The organism is Flavobacterium turcicum, assembly GCF_011365745.1.
Lineage (GTDB): Bacteria > Bacteroidota > Bacteroidia > Flavobacteriales > Flavobacteriaceae > Flavobacterium > Flavobacterium turcicum.
Map to the genome: position 1 here is coordinate 38865 of NZ_JAAOBY010000010.1, position 21428 is coordinate 60292.

At 35.6% G+C, this 21428-nt stretch carries 17 protein-coding genes; 7 read left to right on the forward strand and 10 right to left on the reverse strand.

Features of this window, described 5'->3' with window-relative positions; genetic code table 11:
• Positions 1-72: 72 nt before the first annotated feature.
• Positions 73-768, reverse strand: coding sequence for a (d)CMP kinase (gene cmk / locus G9Q29_RS14260; protein WP_166138928.1), 696 nt, complete (start codon positions 766-768; stop codon positions 73-75).
• Positions 769-802: 34 nt separating this feature from the next.
• Positions 803-1825, reverse strand: a complete 1023-nt coding sequence (porQ, locus tag G9Q29_RS14265; RefSeq protein WP_166138931.1) for a type IX secretion system protein PorQ — start codon at positions 1823-1825, stop codon at positions 803-805.
• A gap of 183 nt (positions 1826-2008) precedes the next feature.
• Between porQ and G9Q29_RS14270 the strand changes: the two genes are divergently transcribed.
• A complete protein-coding gene (locus tag G9Q29_RS14270; protein WP_166138934.1) occupies positions 2009-2815 on the forward strand; it encodes an alpha/beta hydrolase in 807 nt (268 codons plus the stop codon).
• A gap of 91 nt (positions 2816-2906) precedes the next feature.
• Here G9Q29_RS14270 and lon read toward each other — a convergent pair whose 3' ends face one another.
• Positions 2907-5357 (reverse strand): endopeptidase La, encoded by a 2451-nt coding sequence (gene lon, locus G9Q29_RS14275; protein WP_166138937.1) that lies wholly within the window; start codon positions 5355-5357, stop codon positions 2907-2909.
• A gap of 285 nt (positions 5358-5642) precedes the next feature.
• On the opposite strand from lon, the gene G9Q29_RS14280 reads away from it, so the two are divergent.
• Genes G9Q29_RS14280 through G9Q29_RS14295 form a run of 4 tightly spaced genes read left to right on the forward strand, consistent with a single transcriptional unit; the run spans position 5643 to position 8522 of the window.
• On the forward strand, positions 5643-6197 hold the full coding sequence (locus G9Q29_RS14280; RefSeq protein WP_166138940.1) for an RNA polymerase sigma factor: 555 nt from the start codon (positions 5643-5645) through the stop codon (positions 6195-6197).
• Complete coding sequence (locus G9Q29_RS14285) at positions 6194-6730, forward strand: anti-sigma factor (protein ID WP_166138943.1); 537 nt, start codon at positions 6194-6196, stop codon at positions 6728-6730. Before G9Q29_RS14280 ends, G9Q29_RS14285 begins: the two co-directional genes overlap by 4 nt.
• The gene (locus G9Q29_RS14290; protein WP_166138946.1) at positions 6714-7775 is read left to right on the forward strand and encodes a hypothetical protein; all 1062 of its coding nucleotides are present in this window, start codon (positions 6714-6716) and stop codon (positions 7773-7775) included. The genes G9Q29_RS14285 and G9Q29_RS14290 overlap by 17 nt, the downstream gene beginning before the upstream one ends.
• A gap of 12 nt (positions 7776-7787) precedes the next feature.
• Positions 7788-8522, forward strand: a complete 735-nt coding sequence (locus tag G9Q29_RS14295) for a head GIN domain-containing protein (RefSeq protein WP_166138949.1) — start codon at positions 7788-7790, stop codon at positions 8520-8522.
• A gap of 31 nt (positions 8523-8553) precedes the next feature.
• Here G9Q29_RS14295 and G9Q29_RS14300 read toward each other — a convergent pair whose 3' ends face one another.
• The 6 genes from G9Q29_RS14300 to G9Q29_RS14325 all read right to left on the reverse strand — a co-directional run bounded on the left by G9Q29_RS14300 (position 8554) and on the right by G9Q29_RS14325 (position 18086).
• The gene (locus G9Q29_RS14300; RefSeq protein WP_166138953.1) at positions 8554-9882 is read right to left on the reverse strand and encodes an MFS transporter; all 1329 of its coding nucleotides are present in this window, start codon (positions 9880-9882) and stop codon (positions 8554-8556) included.
• A 168-nt stretch (positions 9883-10050) separates the two neighbouring features.
• The gene (locus G9Q29_RS14305; RefSeq protein WP_166138956.1) at positions 10051-10863 is read right to left on the reverse strand and encodes a M48 family metallopeptidase; all 813 of its coding nucleotides are present in this window, start codon (positions 10861-10863) and stop codon (positions 10051-10053) included.
• A gap of 89 nt (positions 10864-10952) precedes the next feature.
• Positions 10953-13349 (reverse strand): glycoside hydrolase family 31 protein, encoded by a 2397-nt coding sequence (locus G9Q29_RS14310; protein WP_166138961.1) that lies wholly within the window; start codon positions 13347-13349, stop codon positions 10953-10955.
• Between the two features lie 74 nt (positions 13350-13423).
• A complete protein-coding gene (gene glgB / locus G9Q29_RS14315; protein WP_166138964.1) occupies positions 13424-15331 on the reverse strand; it encodes a 1,4-alpha-glucan branching protein GlgB in 1908 nt (635 codons plus the stop codon).
• A gap of 57 nt (positions 15332-15388) precedes the next feature.
• Positions 15389-16669, reverse strand: a complete 1281-nt coding sequence (locus tag G9Q29_RS14320; RefSeq protein WP_166138968.1) for a glucose-1-phosphate adenylyltransferase — start codon at positions 16667-16669, stop codon at positions 15389-15391.
• The gene (locus tag G9Q29_RS14325; RefSeq protein WP_166138971.1) at positions 16659-18086 is read right to left on the reverse strand and encodes a glycogen synthase; all 1428 of its coding nucleotides are present in this window, start codon (positions 18084-18086) and stop codon (positions 16659-16661) included. The genes G9Q29_RS14320 and G9Q29_RS14325 overlap by 11 nt, the downstream gene beginning before the upstream one ends.
• Positions 18087-18272: 186 nt before the next feature.
• Here G9Q29_RS14325 and G9Q29_RS14330 point away from each other — a divergent pair, with 186 nt between their 5' ends.
• On the forward strand, positions 18273-19148 hold the full coding sequence (locus G9Q29_RS14330; RefSeq protein ID WP_166138974.1) for an alpha/beta fold hydrolase: 876 nt from the start codon (positions 18273-18275) through the stop codon (positions 19146-19148).
• A gap of 10 nt (positions 19149-19158) precedes the next feature.
• Positions 19159-19548 carry a peptide-methionine (R)-S-oxide reductase MsrB gene (msrB, locus tag G9Q29_RS14335; protein WP_166138978.1) on the forward strand — a complete coding sequence of 130 codons (390 nt, stop codon included), beginning with the start codon at positions 19159-19161 and terminating at the stop codon, positions 19546-19548.
• A 69-nt stretch (positions 19549-19617) separates the two neighbouring features.
• Here msrB and G9Q29_RS14340 read toward each other — a convergent pair whose 3' ends face one another.
• Positions 19618-21240, reverse strand: coding sequence for an amidase (locus tag G9Q29_RS14340; protein ID WP_166138981.1), 1623 nt, complete (start codon positions 21238-21240; stop codon positions 19618-19620).
• Between the last annotated feature and the right edge of the window lie 188 nt (positions 21241-21428).

Genomic DNA, 21428 nt, shown 5'->3' on the forward strand with positions numbered 1-21428 from the left:
ATGAATTGTTTTATATACTTTAAAAAATTTACAAGGCGTAAATCTACCATTAAAAATGAAATCTGCAAATAATTATATGTTTTTAGTACGCTGTGCTACCAAATCTAAAACAACTGCAAATTGCTCCTCTCTAGTCAAAGCAGAATTATCTACCGCTATCGCATCATCAGCCTTTACCAAAGGCGAATCGTCTCTGTGTGTATCAATATAATCGCGCTCTTCTACATTTTTAAGCACCTCTTCGTAAGTTACTGCATCACCTTTTGCTACCAACTCATCAAAACGTCTTTGCGCACGAGTAGTTGCGCTAGCAGTCATAAATACTTTCAGTTCTGCATCCGGAAAAACAACTGTACCAATATCGCGACCGTCCATAACGATGCCTTTGTTTTTACCCATTTCTTTTTGTTGCTCGACCAACTTGGCTCGAACTTCGGAAACTTCGGCAATTTTGCTCACAAAATTTGACACTTCTATGGTTCTAATTTCCTTTTCTACAAGTACGCCATTCAAATACATTTCAGCATAACCCAAAGCAGGATTAAACTGAAACTGTAATGAAATTTTTGGCAAATCATTCACAAGAGCAGCAACATCAAATCCAGCACTTGTAATATATTCTTTTTGCATCGCGTAATAGGTCACCGCACGATACATAGCACCTGTATCTACATATACGTATCCCAAATATTGCGCCAACTGTTTGGCCAAGGTACTTTTTCCCGTTGATGAAAAGCCATCAATAGCAATGGTGATTTTATTTGTCAAAATAATTTATTTATTTATTGTTGAAACGATTGTTTTATTCTTGAAAGTTGATGGAGAGTCCAAAAAGACTCGTATTACCAGCAAGTGTATATCTTGAGTAGGAATAATTGAATTTGAGTTTGTTTAATTTGAGTCCAAAACCTACTGATAATCCCGAAAAATTGCGCTGCTCTACAATTCGCAACTCCTCGGCTCGCCTAAAATTGTATCCCAAACGCAGGTTAAAACCTCGATTAGGAAATAACTCTACCCCAGCGATTACGTGTCTTAATGCGTTGTTTACAAATGAAACTTTTTCAGGAGTTGCTGTTCCATCAAATGATTGTTCTGCTCTTGCGGGGTTTGAAAAGGAAACATTCCACTGTTGTAAATTCTCTAATGTTAAATGCCAGCGTATAGGAACATTTTCTAATTCTTGTGAAACTCCAACTAAAATTTCTAATGGTAACTTTTCTCGAATACCATTATAGGTTGAAAATTGAGTACCGATATTTCGTATGGCCAACGCCCAATTTACATCATTGCGTTCGTCAATATACAAGGCTCCTAAATCTAAAGCGCCGCCAAATGATTGGTAGGTTTCTAAACTTGAAGATATTAATTTAGCACTAGCGCCAATATGCAAATCGGTATAGGGAACGTTATATGCGTAACCCATTGAAAGCGCTACTTCGCTACCCGAAAACGACTCAGTTGGTTGACCTTGCTCATCATAACCTTCAAAACTACCATAATTGATGTAATTAATACCCGCTTGAAAAGTTTGAATGTGCCTATCATACGTATAGGCGTACGAAGCAGTACCATAAGATAATTCTCCAAAATAACTTCCGTAATTTATAGCTAACTGATTGTGCATTTCTGGATTGATGGTGGCTGGATTGTAATGCGCCTGATTGACATCGTTATCATAAATAGTCAATACTTTGCCACCCAGTGCGGCTTGCCTTGGCGAGGCTACTAAGTTCAAAAATTGATATACCGTTTGACCACCTATCTGCCCGATGGATGCGCTGCCGTAGAGTAACAAACTGGATATCATTAATTTTTTAAACATGTCTTAGGAGCGCAAAAGTACAAAAATGATAACGCTTGTGCGAAGATATTATTTTTTAGAAAAAGAAAAGTTTAAAATGATACAATTCAGTCTTTAAAATCGACAGTTGAGTAGGCTTTGTTTTGCAACAAATTATCCTCACGCTACTTTTGACATGAAATTAAAACCTAAAACACAACGACCATGAAAAAATTACTTATCAGCAGTTTATTACTTTTAGCAACAGTAGCCACGCAAGCGCAAATGGATGACAAATTTTACTATCCTAAAAAAGCAAAAACAATAACACTTGATTCTTTACAATTTAAGGAGCAAAATTATTATGTAGAAAACGACACTATTAACACTGTTGTTATATCGCCAAAACAAAAAGCAAAGCAAGCAGTTGTGCTTTATTTTCAAGGTGCAGGAGGCAATTGTATGAATTATGCAGGCTATGTAAAACCTTTGGTAAATGACGGATATACCGCGATCATGATCAGCATGAGAGGATACGGAAAATCAAGTGGTAAACCCACGCACCTCAACATTGCATCAGATGCTCAAACTGTTTTTAATGAAATTCAAAAGAATCCCGACTTTAAAAACAAAAAAATCATCATTTACGGCGCATCAATGGGAACACAAGTTGCGGTGAATTTAACCAAAAACAACCAAGATAAAATAAGTGGATTAATTGTAGATGGTGTTATAAGCTCCTTTACAGAAATTGCGGTAAGTAAAACTCCCGAAGCGCAACACCAGATGATTCGTATGTATGTAACTTCGCCTTATTCTGCTGCAGAAGACATCAAAAACATACAATCAGTACCTGTTTTGTTTATTCATTCTAAAACCGACAAAGACGTACCGTTTAGCCAATGCGAAACAGTGTACAACAACACCAAATCAAAAAAAGAACTTTGGATTTACGAAGGCGATCACCTACAAGCGCCAAAACTTTATCCTTCTCTTTTGGTACAAAAAACAAATGCGCTCTTGCAGTTGTAGAATTAAGTTTATTTTAATTAAAAAATCCAAATTCAACAAGCTTTTTACTAGCTGTCGAATTTGGATTTTAAACTTTTAATTGAAAACGTTTTTACAACGTCTTGGCATTTTTAACTTTCTGATCGGTTAAAGCAAACTCTAGAACTTCGCTCATTTCCTTCACGTAATGAAATGTCAATCCTTGCAAATATTCTGGCTTGATCTCGTCAATATCGTTTTTGTTTTCGTGACACAAAATGATTTCTTTGATGTTAGCTCTTTTGGCTGCCAAAATCTTTTCTTTGATTCCGCCTACAGGCAATACTTTGCCACGTAAGGTAATTTCGCCCGTCATTGCTAAATTTTTCTTCACTCTTTTTTGAGTAAATAAAGAGACCAACGAAGTTAACATTGCGATACCCGCACTTGGTCCGTCCTTAGGTGTTGCTCCTTCTGGAACGTGTAAGTGAATGTTGTATTTGGACAAAATTTCCGATTCTAAACCTAATAATTTTGTATTGGCTTTGATGTATTCTAGCGCTATTGTAGCCGATTCTTTCATCACCGTACCTAAGTTCCCTGTGATGGTCATGCTCCCTTTTCCAGGCGAAAGTAACGATTCAATGAACAAAATATCACCACCAACTGAGGTCCAAGCTAGTCCCGTAACTACACCCGCCACTTCGTTGTTTTCGTATTTATCTCTCTCTAAACGTGCTACGCCAAGAGTTTTTACCAAATCTTCATCAGTAACTTTTTTATTGTACTCCTCTTCCATTGCAACTGATTTCGCAGCATTACGAATCACTTGCGCAATTTTTCCTTCGAGACCACGAACACCTGATTCTCTGGTATAGCCTTCCACAATTTTTTCTAATTGCTTTTTGCCTATCGTCAAGTCTTTCGATGTTAATCCGTGTTCTTTTAACTGTCTTGGGAATAAATGCTGGCGCGCAATTTCTACCTTTTCTTCAATGGTATATCCTGACATTTTTATGATTTCCATACGGTCGCGCAATGCGGGCTGAATTGCTGCCATATTATTTGAAGTGGCAATAAACATGACTTTTGAAAGATCATAACCCATTTCTAGGAAATTATCATAAAAAGAATTGTTTTGCTCTGGGTCTAAAACTTCAAGCAATGCTGATGATGGATCACCTTGATGGCTATTTGACAATTTATCAATTTCATCTAAAACAAAAACTGGATTTGATGTACCTGCTTTTTTCAAACTTTGAATGATTCGACCTGGCATAGCGCCAATATAGGTTTTTCGGTGTCCACGAATTTCAGATTCATCACGCAAACCACCCAATGAAATACGCACGTATTCTCTACCCAACGCTTCTGCAATGGAACGACCAATTGAGGTTTTACCCACACCCGGAGGTCCTGTTAAGCAAATAATTGGAGACTTCATATCATTTCGCAATTTTAAAACTGCCAAATGTTCAATCATCCTTTTCTTAACGTCTTCCAATCCAAAATGATCGCGATCTAATATTTTTTGTGCTCTTTTTAAATCGAAATTATCTTTAGAAAATTCATTCCAAGGCAAATCTAAAAACAACTCCAAATAATTACGCTGAATACCAAAATCAGGCGCTTGCGGATTCATACGACGCATTTTAGAAAGTTCTTTTTCAAAATGCTTTTTGGTTTTATCATCCCATTTTTTCTTGAGTGACTTTTGAAGCATTTCGTCCATCTCTTCCTCCTGCGAAACGCCCCCTAATTCCTCTTGAATGGTTTTTATTTGCTGGTGCAAAAAGTACTCACGCTGCTGTTGGTCTAAATCAAAACGTACTTTAGATTGAATATCGTTTTTTAATTCGAGTTTTTGCAACTCAATATTCATATAACGAAGTGTTTCTAATGCCCTGCCTTTTAACTCATTGATAGCCAATAAATCTTGTTTTTCTTGTACTAACAAGTTCATGTTAGAAGTCACAAAATTGATTAAAAACGACTGACTTTCAATGTTTTTAATTGCAAATGTAGCTTCGCTAGGAATACTCGGGCTTTCTTTAATAATTTGAATGGCCAACTCTTTCATCGAGTCTAAAATAGCTACAAATTCTGAATCATTTTTAGCCGGACGTTCTTCGGGAACTTCTTTGATTTGAGCAGTCATGTAGGGCAACTCTTCAACGATATCTTCAATTTCGAATCGCTTTTTACCTTGCAAAATCACGGTTACATTGCCATCAGGCATTTTTAAAACACGTAAAATTCGGGCAACAGTACCTATTTTATGAATGTCATTTTTAGTAGGATCTTCATCTTCTTCATTGATTTGAGCCACAACACCAATCGTTTTTCCAGCAGCATTAGCATCGTTGATCAGTTTGATAGATTTGTCACGACCCGCAGTAATTGGAATAACAACACCAGGAAACAAAACCATGTTACGCAATGGCAAAATGGCTAACAATTCCGGTAAAGCTTCGTTATTCATTTCCTCTTCGTCTTCGGGAGTTAAAAGTGGAATTAAATCTGCATCAGAATCAAATTCTTGAAGTGACAGATTGTCAATAGTAAGTATTTTATGATTTGACATATTATTATTTAAGTCTTTTTGTCATTAATTTTTATAAAAGCGACACCAATTTGAGTTCTACACTTTTGAATATTGCTTGAAATCAAAGCAAAGACCTTCAAATTAGAATGTCCCTTTACGGTTCAATCACTATGCCAAAAGAACGTATCTTTCGGTTACAAAAAAAGCATCAATGCTATTTTAATCCATTTTAAAACACAAAGTAAAGTCAATTACACTATTTTTTTACAAAAGTGTAACAAAACCAAATTTTCAAAGTCTCTTTACATAACTAGCTTAAACTATTTGAATTCAAAAGAAAACCATATCGACGACTTGATTGCAAGTTGCAAACAAAACAATCAAAAAGCACAATTCGAAATTTACAATCGATATGCAAAGGCTATGTATAATGTAGCGCACCGCATTGTAAAGGACAGCCATTATGCAGAAGATGTGATGCAAGAAAGTTTCTTGAAAGCCTTTACTAAAATTGACGATTACAAACAAGAAGTGGCTTTTGGTGCTTGGCTTAAAAGAATAGTTGTCAATCGAAGTATTGATTTTTTAAAGAAAAATAATGTTTTTAAAACAGAAGATTTTGAAAATACCATTTTCAAATTAGAAGATCAAACTGAAAATTGTGTCGATATAGCCGAATTTAAAGAGCTAAAAGTAAAACAAATTATAGACTGTATTGGAACACTCAAATACAATTACCAAGTGGTATTGAGCTTGCATTTTATTGAAGGTTATGACCAAGAAGAAATTAGCGAAATCCTAAATATAAGTTATGCCAATGTGAGAACCACATTGAGTAGAGCAAAAGAAAATTTACGAAAAAAACTGGAGGAATTATGAAAAAGGAAAATGAAAATTGGAATGAATTATTTGAAACTTGGCAAGACGAATGGGATGTAACACCATTACTAGAAGGTCACGAGAACAGATTCAAAAATAAACTAAAACAAAAAAAATCATTTAAAAAGTACTTGATTCCGTTAAGTATTGCTGCTTCACTATTGCTAATAATGACAATCACACTTTTTAATAAAGCAGCACCCCCAAAGCCCAACTTACATTTTGCTTCTCAAGAAACTAAGCAAACCGATTCAATTTTTACAGTAATCATCAAAAAAGAGCTGGATAAACTCAATGAAAAAGAATCGCCTGAAAACAAAAAAATAATTGCCGACGCTTTACAGCAAATGAAGGTTCTTGATGCCGATTATGAAAAAATAATTCTAGAACTCGAGAAAAATGGAGAAAGCAAACCCATTTTACAAGCCATGATTGCCAATTTACAAACTCGAATTTCATTTTTGCAAACGGTGCTACAGCACATTGAAGAAAACGAACGAAAAATAAACATACCCGATGAAAAAACAATGTAAACTACTTTTCCTACTGCTTTTTCTTCCATTTTTAGCGCAAGCGAATTCAGATGATTTTGCACACAATAAGCAAAAAAATATAAAAAAAGCGTATTATGTCAACGCTGATGCCACGGTAGCAATTGACAATTCCTACGGAAATATAACCGTAACTACTTGGAATCAAGATATCATCGAAATTGATGTTTTAATAAAAGTAAGTGGAGATAATGAAAAATATGTAAACCAGCGAATTGACAATATTTCAATTGCTATCACAGCCTTAAAAAATTTAGTAAGCGCCAAAACTATTCTGGAAAACACTTCATACAACGGAAAAAGTAAAAACAACAACTTTGAAATCAATTACACCATTAAAATTCCAAATAAAGGAGGCGTTAAATTAGTAAACAAATACGGTTCTATATTGGTTGCCGATATCAATGCTGATGCCAACATCACCTGCAAATACGGAAAAGTGACTATGGGAAAAGTGTCAGGAAATAGTGAATATAATTTAGAGTATTGTTCTAATTCTAGCATGAGTTCATTGCGCACTGGAACAATACAGGCCAAATATTCGAGTATAAAAATCGCCGAAGTTGGCAAACTCGATTTAAACGCTGACTATACTGATGTAGAAATCACTAGCGCTGACATGATCAGATACGATTGCACGTACGGCAAAATCAAATTTGATGCGGTTCAAATTCTTGAAGCCACAGGAAATTATTTAACCATCCGTCTTGGCGAAGTGTCCAACGCCTTAAAACTAGCCACACAATATAGTTCATTAACCGTTCAAAACCTTTCTGCCAAAGCCAAAAATGTAAGTATTAAAGGCGATTACACTGGAATTAATTTAAGATATCACCCTAATTACGCGTTTGACTTTGATGTCAATTTAAAATATGCTAATTTTAAATATTCATCTGATTTAGAAATAGATAACAAAGAAGAAGTTTCAAATAATAAACGCTACGAAGGGTTTCATAAAAAGCGAGGACAAAACACAATGACAATTACATCCGGATACGGAAATATTTCTTTAACACAAAACCAATAAACAACAATAACTATGAAAAAGACAAAACTATTAGCACTTACTTTTGCCATTTTAGCCACTTCTTTTGTGCAAGCGCAATGGTCTAGCAAAGGAAAAATAACAGGAAATGGCAACGTAATTACCCAACAAAAAACTACTGCAAGTTATGATGGAATTGCTGTAACAGGCTTTTTTGATGTGGTTTTAGTCGAAGGAAAAGAGGGCAACATCACCATAAAAGGCGAAGAAAATTTACTAGAATACATCAATATTTCAGTTGAAAATAATCAATTGAAGATTGCATCTGAAAAAAACAAATACATCAGCCCTAGTAAAGGAAAAGAAATTATCATCACAGTTCCTCTTGAGTCAATTTCAAAGGTGGCAATGACCGGATCAGGAGATGTTACTACAAAAAATCCTATTGAATCAAAATCTTTTCAGGTTCAATTAACGGGTTCTGGTGATATGAATTTAGATGTGCGTGCTACCAATGTTGATGTAACTTTAACTGGGTCTGGAGATATTAATTTAAGCGGTTCTTCTGCTGAAATCACCACCGTATTAAGTGGTTCAGGTGATATAGATACCAGTAAGCTGAAAGCACAAAATGCCGATGCAACCGTGTCGGGCTCTGGAGATACTACCGTTTATTGCTCCGAAATGATTCGCGCGCGCGTTTCAGGATCTGGTGATATTCAATACAAAGGCGACCCAAAGAAAAAAGACACTAAAGTAAATGGCTCTGGCTCAATTTCTAAAGCCTAGTAAGAAATATTTAAAATTATAGAAAGGTGTTTTAGTTATCTAAAGCACCTTTTTTTGGCACTTTATTTAACAAAACAATTGCCGTTAGAAAAAACAACGCCAAAATTAAGATAGCTGTTCTAGGACTTCCGGTCACTTGATCTACAACACCGTAAACAATCATACCAATCACAATCCCTATTTTCTCGGCTACGTCATAAAAACTAAAAAATGAAGCTGTGTCTTCTGTCTCCGGCAACAATTTAGAGTACGTGCTGCGTGATAAAGATTGAATTCCACCCATTACCAATCCAATACAACCAGCCATAATATAAAATTCTGTAGGTTGTGTAATGAAATAAGCCAATGCACATAAAACCAACCAAATGCTATTGATTGCAATTAGAGTTGGAATATTACCAAAACGACCTGATGCCTTTGAAGTTAAGAAAGCTCCCAAAACAGCAACTAATTGAATCAATAAAATACATATAATCAGTCCAATGGTTCCCTCCTCTTTTGTACTCCATTCTATTTCTTGCGCACCAAAATAGGTTGCTACCAACATCACCGTTTGAACAGCCATACTCGACACGAAAAAACTACGCAAGTAGCGCAAAAGTGGAATATTTTGTTTCAGTAACTGCCAAACTTTTTTTAATTCTTTGAATCCGTTAAAAACAACTGCTTTACTGATTTTTTGATTTTTAACAGCACTCCCTTTCGGTAAAAAGTAATACGAATATTGACTGAACAAAACCCACCAAACACCCACCATCACAAAGGAATAACGCATGGCTTTCATGGCTGCTTCACTATCGGTTCCTGTAATGCCAAACAATTTTGGCTTCATGATCATTCCAAGATTGATGACTAATAAAATCACACTTCCTACGTAGCCCATAGAATACCCTTTAGCACTAATGCTGTCCTGCTGCTCCGGAAAAGCAATATCTGGCAAATACGAGTTGTAAAATACCAAACTCCCCCAATAACCAATCAAACCCAAGAAATAAAATAATAAACCAATGTAAATAGAGTCCAACTCAAACCAATACAATCCCATACAAGAGAGTGCGCCCATGTAACAGAAGAATTTCATAAACGACTTTTTGTCGCCTAAATAATCAGCTATTCCGGAAAGTAAGGGAGACAAAAACGATACCACTAAAAAAGCGAAGGCAGTAACGAAACTAATTAATGCAGAGTTTTTTAAGTGCAGACCAAATACATCTATGTAATGGTCACGCTCTGCAAAAAGTGCTTCATAAAAAATTGGAAATACCGCCGAGGCAATCGTTAGGGTATACACAGAGTTTGCCCAATCGTAAAATGCCCATGCATTTAATAACTTCTTACTTCCTTTTTCAAGCTGTACCATAGAATTTTATTTACTGCACGAATTTATTTCTTTTTCACGTAACTCAAGCTTATTGCTGTAAAAATTTATCTAAAGATAACCTACAAATTTTAGTAAAGTACTTCATCCTACAAATGAAAAAAGGCTAACTGTATTCAGTTAGCCTGTATTACTTCTCTAAAAATAAGATTATTTCAAAACTCCCACTTGTGCTGCAATAGCTTTAGCTTCTGGAATAAAAGCTTGTAAATTAGCTATACGAGTTGCATCAGATGGGTGCGTACTCATGAATTCTGGCGGTGCTTGGCCACCAGATTTTGCTGACATACGTTGCCAAAATGCAATAGATTGCTCTGGGTTGTATCCTGCAATAGCCATCAAGGTCAATCCAATTTTATCCGCTTCCGTTTCGTGGTTTCGGCTAAATGGTAACATAACTCCAAATTGTGAACCTAAACCATAGGCTTGACCAATAATTTGCTGCGTTCTTTCACTTTTACCAGATACTCCTACAGCTATAACTTGACCAAGAACCTCTTGAGCTTGTGCTGTACTCATACGTTGCGCACCATGATCAGCCAAAGCATGTGATACTTCATGCCCCATTACAGTTGCTAATCCTGCATCATCTTTCGTAATTGGTAAAATACCCGAGTATACCACAATTTTACCACCAGGCATACACCAAGCATTAACCTCTTTACTATCTACCAGTTTATATTCCCACTGATAATCTTTTAAATATTCTGCTTTTCCCAAATAAGTTAAGTATTTTTCTGCTGCTGCTTTGATTCGGAAACCAATCGCTTCCACTTTTCTTGATTCAGCCGTACCTGTAATTACTTTATTTTCTTTCAAAAAAGTCCCGTATTGTTGAAATGAAGATGGGAATAATTGGCTGTTAGAAACAAAATTAAAATTCTTTTTTCCCGTTATAGGATTAGTTGAGCAAGCTACTACAAGTGCTACTACTGCTATTCCTGCTATTAGATTTTTTTTCATAATATTTGGTGTTTGTTGTCAACAAAAATACAATTAATATCCACGCTCAATTTATACAATTAACAAAAAAAGTAACATCATTTTGTGCTCTAACCTTTAATATGCAGCACTGAAAAACCTTTTTCTACAAACAAAAATCCATTTTGAATATAGCCATCCGCATCTAATGAAACAGCAACTGTATCAATTTCGATGGAACGAACTTCAAAAGGCAAACCAATTAAATTTATTTTGTAGTTCTTGTATGAAGTTTCAAATTTCCCCTCTTTATGTTGCTGAATCATAAGTTCATTTTCTTTACCTGTTAATTGAAAAGAAAGTAAACTGAACCTGCCTTTTTTATAATCGTAGCCGTCTTGTGCATCTTCGTAAACTACTGATTTTTCTTTTCCATTTTTGAAATAAACGTCCAAAGTCAGTTCTTCAAAAGTCAGTTCACCAACATATTGTTGCACTGGATATTTCGGAATAATAGCACCTGCTTTTACAAAAAGTGGAATCTGATCAAAATCAGTATCAATCCAAAGTTCTTTTCCGCCCGTCATTGCTGTGTTATTCCAGTAATTATACCACTGCCCACGCGGAATGTACAATCTTCTACCTAAAGCATTAGGTTCAAGTATTGGGCAAACCATTATTTGATTACCAAAGATAAATTCGTCGTTACGGTAATGCGTTTGAATATCTTCTTGGTCAAAATAAACTAGTGGTTTTAACATCGGAACACCTTCTTTGATATACTGCCAAAACATAGTATACAAATACGGGAGTAATTGGTACCTCAGATTGACAAATTTTCGAGTAATATTTAGAACTTCTTCATCAAATGCCCAAGGTTCTTGATGCCCATGATCGCCCGAAGAATGCGTTCTACAAAATGGATGAAATACGCCCAACTGAATCCAACGCGCGTACAACTCTCCCGAAGGTTGTTCTGCAAAACCACCGATATCAGAGCCGGTGAAGCCCATTCCCGAAAGTGACAAGCGTTGCACTTGAATATTAGCCAACCACAAATGCTCCCATGTCGCCACATTGTCACCTGTCCAAGACGAGGTGTAGCGTTGCGCTCCTGCAAAAGCTGATCTGGTAATTACAAAAGGTCTTTTAGGATAGGCATATCTTTTTACACCATGATAGGTAGCACGCGCCATCTGAGTTCCGTAAATATTATGTGCTTTTCTGTGGCTGCAAGGGTTTCCGTCATAATCGTGACGTACATCCATAGGAAATGTTTTGTTTGGCACTTCCATGACAGCAGGTTCATTCATATCGTTCCAAACTCCTTTTACCCCAAAATCTGAAACTAGTTCTTTGAATAAAGTTGCCCACCACTCACGCACCACAGGATTGGTGAAATCAGGAAAATTACATTCGCCAGGCCAAACTTTCCCTTTCATATAAGGCCCATCGGCTCTTTTACAAAAATAATCTTTGGCTAAAGCTTCTTGGTAAATGGCATATTCTTTATCGATTTTTATTCCGGGATCAATAATTACGATTGTTTTAAAACCATCTTCTGCCAACTCGGCCACCATACGTTTTGGGTCCGGAAAATGCGACTTATTCCAAGTAAAACACCTGAAACCATCCATATAATCAATATCTAAATAAATCGCATCACACGGAATTTTTAGTTCTCTGAAAGTTGCAACAATCTCCTTTAAATTGCTCTCCGGAAAATAACTCCACTTGCATTGATGGTAACCCAAAGCCCACAAAGGCGGTAGTTCAGGCTTGCCAGTTAAATCGGTGTAAGTGGTGACCACATCCTGCATTTGAGGGCCATAAATAAAGTAATAATTCATTTCGCCGCCTTCGGCCCAAAAACTAGTTACGTTGCGACGCTCATGGCAAAAATCAAAAAAAGTACGGAACGTATTGTCAAAGAAAATTCCGTACGATTGCTTGTTGTGTAAGCCAATATAAAAAGGAACTACTTTATACAAAGGCTCTTGATCTTTTTGATAAGCGTACTGATCGGTCGCAAAATTTTCGAGTCGTTTTCCCTTCAAATTCATCTGAGTAGCTTTGTCACCTAAGCCATAAAAACATTCTCCATCTCTAGAAGTTTTACTCATTTTGACAATGTTTCCGCCATATTCGTTACTTTCTTCCCAATGAAAACCAAGTTCATCTTCAAGAATCAGGTGATTATTTTTGTCTAAAATAGCAACGCGCAAATCAGCTTTTTGAATAATGCAATTCACTTTACTCGTAGTAATTCTGTAAAATTGCTCAAATTCTTGAAATTCTAAAAAATTATATCCATGCGTATGACTTTTATCAATTGCATACGAAAAATCAGTACTAAAATATCCTTTTGTGGTATATCGAAATCGAATTAAACTATCACGTAGCACCGTAATTTTTAAGATAACATTATTCTCTGAATGAAAATAAAAAGAATCGACGTTTTGCTCTACTAAAACAATTCTTGACGGATAGGTATCTCCTTTGTACTCTAACGAAGTATTTGTAATCATGATTTGTGGTATTTTGACTAAACCTAGTAAATCGAAAAGCCACTTAAGATAAATTAAATGGCTTGGGATATTATTTAAACAATTTTAAAAATAACTACACTTAAAGGCGGAAGTGTAATTGCAACCGAGTAATCTCTGCCATCATATGGAGTGGCTTCAATTGTTAATTTTGAAGTATTCGAAACGCCGCTTCCCTCATATTGCGTGGCATCACTATTGAGTATTTCTTGAAGCTTGCCAGTGCGCGGCATACCAATTTTGTAATCCTGACGAACTACTTGGGTAAAATTGCAAACTACAATCACATCTTCATTGGAATTTTTCCCTTTTCTAATAAAGGATAAAACTGCATTTTGATGATCAGAATAATTGATCCATTCAAAACCACCGCCCTCAAATTGTTTTTCATGAAGGGCTGTTTCCTTTTTGTACAAAGCATTCAAATCGGTGATGAGTTTTTTAATTCCCAAATGATTGGGTTGTTCGAGCAAATGCCAATCTAAGCTAGCTTCGAAATTCCACTCTTTTTCTTGCGCAAATTCGTTACCCATAAAAAGCAATTTGGCTCCCGGATGCGCAAACATGTAACCGTATAACAATCTGAGGTTTGCAAATCGTTGCCAATCATCGCCGGGCATTCTGCCCAAAATGGATTTTTTTCCGTAAACTACTTCGTCATGAGACAAAGGCAACATAAAATTCTCAGAAAAAGCATAAGTCATCGAAAAAGTCAAATCATTTTGATGGTATTTTCGATAAACTGTTTCTTTTTTGAAATAATCCAAAGTGTCGTGCATCCAACCCATCATCCATTTCATTCCAAAACCCAAACCACCAATCGATGTTGGTCGAGATACCATAGGAAAAGAAGTGCTTTCTTCGGCTATCGTTTGCACACCTTCGTAATTGCCATAAACAGCTTCATTAAATTCTTTTAAAAAACTGATCGTTTCTAGATTTTCTCTTCCTCCATAAATATTCGGCTCCCATTCACCATCATTTCTTGAATAATCTAAATACAACATCGAGGCAACAGCATCAACTCGCAACGCATCAACGTGATAGTGATCTAACCAAAACAAGGCATTACTTATCAAGAAAGAACGCACTTCGTTTCGTCCGTAATTAAAAACCAAACTTTTCCAATCTGGGTGATAACCTTTTCTTCTATCAGGATGTTCAAAAAGATTCGATCCATCAAAAAAACCAAGCCCATGCGCATCATCCGGAAAATGTGATGGAACCCAATCTAGAATTACTCCAATTTCGGCTTTATGCAATTCATTGACCAATTGCATGAATTCTTGTGGATTACCAAAGCGCGAAGTTGGCGCAAAATACCCAACCAATTGATAGCCCCATGAAGGATCGTACGGATACTCCATAATGGGCATAAATTCAACATGAGTAAAACCCATTTCCTTTACATACTTAACCAAATCCTGAGCTAATTCTGCATAGGATAAAAAGCGATTGCCATCAACATGACGTTTCCAAGAGCCTAGATGTACCTCATAAACTGAGTAAGGTTTATCTAAATTATTGTATTTTGGTCTGTTTTTTATCCAATTACTATCGTTCCATTTGTGTTCTAAATCCCAAACAATTGATGCCGTTCTAGGTGGATGTTCACAATAAAAAGCAAAAGGATCTGCTTTTTCTGCCACAACACCTCCATTATTTGATTCTATAAAATATTTGTACGCAGTTCCCTTTTGCACTCCAGGTATAAAGCCTTCCCAAATACCTGAAGAGTCCCAGCGTACGGATAGAGCGTGCTCCCCTTTATTCCAGAAATTAAAATCTCCTATCACAGAAACTTGGCGTGCTGATGGTGCCCAAACAGCAAAATAAACACCGGCCACACCATCGATTGTTGTGAGGTGCGCTCCTAATTTTTCATAAAGCCGAAAATGTTTGCCTGCTTTAAATAAATCAATATCAAAATCGGTAAAAAAAGAATGTGTGATAACTGTACTCATAAGAGGTGGATGTGCTGCTAACTAATTGTAAGTAAAAACTTTTTTTGTGTTTAGGATTTATTTAATCTCATAATTATCTGGGATTGTGACTCCTTTTTTGACTACAACAATTCCATCTTTAATTGCGTACAATTCATTTGAAAAATCAGCTAAATGAGTGCCACCACTGATATGAACATCATTTCCGACACGGCAGTTTTTGTCAATCAAAGCATTTTTTAAGAAACATCTTTCTCCAATCCCAACCAATTGGCGTCCGTTATTAATATCGGCGGTCATTTCATCAATATTTTGATAAAAATCATTACCCATAACATAACAATTCTCAATTACTGTTCCTTCCCCAACACGAGAACGAATCCCTATGACAGAATTCATAATTTCTTTGGCATTTAAAATGCAACCTTCTGAAATCAGCGAACGATCAACCATGGTTTTTTGAAATTTTGAAGGCGGTAATAAACGAGGTCTGGTAAAAATTTTATTATCGTTGTCGAATAAATTGAACTTAGGTAAATCTTCGGTTAAACCGATGTTTGCCTCAAAAAACGAATCGATATTTCCAATGTCGGTCCAGTATCCTTCATACTGATAGCTTAATATTTTTTTGTTACCAACGGCTTGCGGAATGATCTCTTTGCCAAAATCTTTGGTTTCTTTATTGGCCATGATATCAATAAGCAATTGACGATTGAAAATATAAATTCCCATCGATGCAAGGTAGTTTTTACCTTCTGATTTCATTTGGTCACTTACATCAGATTCCCAATCTGGTAATAATTCTTTCGCTGGTTTTTCAATAAACGATTCAATTTCACTAGCGCTATTAGTTTTTAAAATCCCAAATTCTGGGGCATCTTTGGCATTTACTGGCAAGGTTGCAATAGTAATGTCTGCATCGTTTTTGATGTGCTCTTCAACCATATCATTAAAATCCATTTGATACAATTGATCTCCTGAAAGAATTAAAGCATAATCAAAATCATGATTTAAAAAATGAGGCATACACTGTCTTACCGCATCAGCAGTACCTTGAAACCAAGTGGGGTTATCTGGAGTTTGCTCGGCGGCCAAAATATCAACAAAAGCATGACTAAAAATACTGAAATTATAGGTGTTTTTTATATGCGCATTAAGCGAAGCTGAGTTGAACTGAGTTAAAACGAACATTCTATAAATATCTGAATTCATACAATTAGAAATCGGAATATCTACTAAACGATACTTTCCTCCAATAGGAACAGCGGGTTTAGATCGAGTTTCAGTAAGAGGGAACAATCGGGAACCTTGTCCTCCGCCCAAAATAATGGCAATTACATTTTTCTTTTTAGCTTTCATTATGTGATATAATTAGGTTGTACATTTCTATATATTCTTGACAAACTCGCTCCCAAGAATGATCGGTTTGCATGGCTTTCTTTATTAATTGATTCAAATGCTTTTTGTCCTGAAAGAAGTCTACCGCACGACCTATTGAGTAAACTACATCATCTGCCGATGCCTGATCATGACAAATACCATTACCATCATCGCCAAAATCAATAACAGTATCGCGCAAACCACCTGTTCGACGAACAATTGGAATGGTTCCGTATCTTAAGGCATACATTTGGTTTAAACCACATGGTTCCACTCTTGACGGCATCAATATAAAGTCAGAACCAGCATAAATCAAATGTGCTAATTCCTCATTATAACCGATAAAAGTGTTATAGTTACCCTCAAATTCAGTTAAAAGTCCATTTAATTGTTGTTCAATAACTTCATTTCCTGAACCTAAAATTAAGATATTAATAGATTTGTAATGTGCATTCAACGATCGTGATGCAGCTTCAGGTAGTAAGTCTCCGCCTTTTTCGTCAAAAAGTCTGCCTATAAAACTGAATAATGGCTTTTCGGGATCGAAATTAAAAAGGGAACATAATTTGTTCTTGTTTTCTTGCTTTCCTTTCTGAACAGTAGTCAAAGAATAATTTTTTGCCAGCATTACATCCTTTGCAGGATCCCAAACCTCAATATCTATTCCGTTCAAAATACCACGAGATTTATATCTGACAGAGTTAAAAAGCGACTCTAAACCGTTAGCAAAATAATTTATTTCATTTAGGTAACTCGGAGAAACAGTCGTTACACCACCTGCGCATTTGACTGCAACAGCTAATGAATTGATACAATTGTCCCACTCTAAAAGTTTTACATGTTCTAAATCAAAAGGCGGTAAATAATACAATTTATCAAATCCAAATTGACCCTGATATAGTCCATTATGAATAGTAATCATAGTAGATATTGACCGTAATTTGGCATATTTATGACAATACAAGGTCATAAAAGGAATTAATCCTGTATGATGATCGTGACAGTTAAGCACATCTGGAATTTCTGCTCGACCTACAATCCAATCAAGTGTAGCTATTTGAAAAGATAAAAAACGCTCTATATCATCCTGATAACCATAAACTTGTTTTCGATCAAATAATTCAGGAATCTCAATCAGGTAAAGTTCGAAACCTAATTCATCATCTATTTGTTTGAGCACACTAAACGGAAAATTAAAATGCCCTAAAGTTACATTGCCCCAATGTACACATTCAAACTGATTTTCAGTTCTAAATTTAGTATCATAACAAGGCATCACAACCCTAACTTGATAACCCGCATTACATTGATATTTCGGTAAGGCACCCACGACGTCCGCTAAACCACCTACTTTTGCAACGGGATAACATTCGGCACTGATATGAAAAATTTCCATCGTGATAAAATCTATTTGAATTATTAAATTATTCCATTTTTAAACAAGCAATTTTTATAAGAAAGCTAAACCCAACAACTTTATAACTTTGTCTTTTCAACTACAACTTAAAAATACTACTTTTATGTTTTTCTAAATTTAGTAAAAAAAATACCAAAAACTCGACCGACTTGAAAATTTAATAAAATGACAAAAAAAAGTTCTCCTGCTACTGAATCATTGAAAATTCCTAAAATTATAGTGGTCCCAACTAAATTAATCTCTTTATTATCTGAGAGATTAACAGTGCTTTTAATTGCGAAAATTTTTACTACACCAGTAAAACACAAAATTCCCAAAAGAGAATTTCAAATGCTGCAAAAAAGCGGTAAAAGAAAGCTATATATTCCCTCTTTGAATCAAGATATTCAACTTTATGAAAACGGTGCATTCAATAAAAAAATCTTAATAGTTCATGGTTGGTCAGGCAGAGGGACACAATTGTTTAAAATATCAGATAATCTTCTTGCCGAAGGCTATTCAACTATTAGTTTTGACGCCCCAGCTCATGGCGCTTCCGCAGGAAACTCAAGTTTAATGGGAGATTTCATTGAATCTATACTTGAAATTGATAACACTATGGGACCTTTTGATGCCATTATTGGGCACTCATTAGGAGGTATGGCTGTACTTAATGCTATGAAACAAGGATTAAAAGTAAAATGTGCTGTCGCTATTGGCAGCGGTGACATCATCGAAGAAGTGATAGAAAACTTTGTCAAAAAACTAGGTTTAAATTCAAAATATGTGCCTTTACTAATAGGTCATTTTGAAAAAAAACTAGGTACAAAAATGAGTGAGCATGCCGCTTTCAGAGCCGCAAGCACAATTACAGTTCCTGTTTTGGTTCTGCACGATAAACATGATCCAGAAGTTCCTGTAACAACTGCACACCATATTTATAAGCATTTAAACAAGGGCGAAATAGAACTTACAGAAAATTTAGGACATCGAAAAATACTGGGAAATGCTGCAGTAATCTCTAAAATTATTACATTTATAAAAAGTCAAGAACTCAATTAAAAAGACAGTTATGAAATATCCAATAATAAAATCCGAGCAAGATTGGAAAGAACAGCTTGGTGAAGATCGTTTTCGCATTCTACGCTTAAAAGGCACCGAATATCCTCATACAGGGACTTATAACTTACACTTCGAAAAAGGAACTTACACCTGTGGAGCTTGTTATGAGCCTTTATTTGAAAGTGATTCAAAATTTGATGCACATTGTGGTTGGCCTTCATTTGATGAATCGATTCCAGGAAAAGTTCAATACATAGAAGATTCTTCACACGGCATGAAACGCACAGAGATTTTATGTTCAAATTGTGGAAGCCATTTGGGACATGTTTTTAATGATGGCCCCACAAAAACAGGACAAAGATATTGTGTCAATTCTTTATCCATAGATTTTAAAGAATAAAAAAATCGTTGGCATTGCAGTTCTAATAAAAAAGGGTACCTCAATACCCTTTTTTTTATTTATGAGTTATTATAAAAATGACTTTTTAAAAGATGGCTTAACGCGTTTCTTGGTAGCTTGCTCAAATGCAAATCCTAACCCAATTAATTTACCCTCTTGATATGGTGTACTAAAAAAAGACAAACCCACAGGTAAATCATAAACTTGCCCACAAGGCACCGTAATATGCGGAAAACCAGTAACAGCTGCTGGCGATGTTAATGAATAACTTCCCCATTTATCTCCATAAATAGTATCAATACTACATGAAGGTCCCATCGTTATACCACAAATTGCATCAAGTTTATTACTTTCAAAAACAGATTTTAAAAAAGATTTATTTTGAGTATAGCTAATTGATAAAGCTTCGGTATATTTCTTATCGGACAGAGATCCTTTTTCTTCGGAACTTTCTAATGTTTCTTGCTTGAAATATGGCATTGCATCTTTTTCATTGCTTTTATTAAAGGCTATGACATCCTGTAAATTTTTAACTTTTGCCTTAGCAGAGGCTAAGTATTTATTGACTCCATCTTTAAATTCATACTGCAGTACTTCAAATTCTGATTGCCCAGTAGCATTAATTTTATCGATAAAATCTATCTCAAAAACTGTAGCACCCTGTTTTTTCAAGATCTCAATGGCATCATTCAACAAAGTATTAACAGCAGTATTCGTACCTTGAGGCCTCTTCTCAATACCTATACGTTTCCCTTTTAGTGCATTTAAATCCAAAAAAACAGTATAATCTTTCTCTGTTTTTCCTTTGCTTTCACTTGTAATGGTATCCAAAGGATCACTACCTGTAATTGCAGAAAGCAGTATAGCGGCATCTTCAACAGTTCTTGCCATCGGACCTGCGGTATCTTGAGTTGCAGAAATTGGAATGATACCACTTCTACTCACAAGCCCAACAGTAGGTTTAATACCAACGATACCATTTACAGATGAGGGACATACAATAGAGCCATCTGTTTCGGTACCAATAGCTACAACACATAAATTTGCTGAAACTGCCGAACCAGAGCCAGCACTTGACCCACAAGGATTACGATCTAAAAAATAAGGATTTTTAGTTTGACCACCTCTACTGCTCCATCCACTACTAGATTGAGTGGAACGGAAATTTGCCCATTCACTTAAATTAGTTTTACCAATTATAACAGCGCCAGCTTCTCGTAATTTACTTACTATAAAAGCATCTTTTTTGGAAATATTCCCGACAAGCGCTAATGCTCCTGCTGTAGTTTGCATTTTATCAGCAGTATCTATATTATCTTTTATCAATACTGGTATTCCATGCAATGCCCCTCGCTTTTTTCCATTTTTCAATTCAGCATCCATTGCTTTAGCAATTTCTAAAGCATCAGGATTGACCTCAATAACAGAATTTAATTTTGCACCATTTTTATCAATTGCTTCAATTCTTTTTAAATAAAGAGCAACTAATTTTTCTGAACTATAAGTACCATCTTCGATTTTCTTTTGCAAACTAGAAATAGTTTCTTCATCCAATTCAAAATCAATCTCAAAGTCGGAACCGTCGTTATCTTTTGTAACATTTTTTGCACCATCAGAGCAACTTGAAAGCAGAAGTGTACTTAGTCCGGCTGAACCTAAGGTAGCAGTTGTTAAGAAGGATCTTCTTTTCATTGTGGTTAGTTATTTTATGTTAGTTTTAATTTTTTACTAATATACTGCTAATTGTAAATAAATTTTAGACATTTTTATATATTCCTAAAGAATCATCCTCTAACACTATCTAAACGCAAAAAACTCCCTAAAAATAGGGAGTTTTTCATGTTGCTATAGTACTCAGAGCGGGACTTGAACCCGCACGA